Raw genomic sequence first — 382 nt, 5'->3', positions numbered from 1 at the left:
CGCTGGGGGCGGTGGCGCGTTTGTCGAAGGTGCGGCTCCAGGCGTCCGCGCGGCTGGCGCCGGACGAGGGCAACACGTTGATCCGCGCGGGCGCGGCCTACCGGCTGTGGGGTGTGCCGGAGCGGACGCCGGGGCTGGGGGACGGGACGTCGTTGGACGTGGAGGGCGTCGCGACGTACCACCGCTACCCGACGGAGGGCTTCACGCTGGGAGGCGGCGAGGTGGGGCTCAAGGGCCGCTACGCGATGGAGCGCTTCGGGCCGCGCTTCGCGGGCTCGTTCGTGGAGGGCGGCGTGGGGCTGTCCGCGCAGGCCTACAGCTACCCGGGGCGCGTGGAGGACGACAACCTCTACGGCCAGCTGCTCTACACGTTCGGCTACGG

General features: G+C 73.8%; 1 pseudogene. It reads left to right on the top strand.

Going from position 1 to position 382, the window contains the following annotated elements:
• Positions 1–11 precede the first annotated feature (11 nt).
• A pseudogene (locus D7W82_RS39900) lies at positions 12–382 on the top strand (hypothetical protein); the annotation flags it as partial.

This window comes from Corallococcus sp. CA049B, assembly GCF_003611685.1.
GTDB classification, from domain to species: domain Bacteria; phylum Myxococcota; class Myxococcia; order Myxococcales; family Myxococcaceae; genus Corallococcus; species Corallococcus coralloides.
The sequence above is the reverse complement of the archived record's forward strand: the minus strand, read 5'-3'. Positions and strand labels throughout refer to the sequence as shown.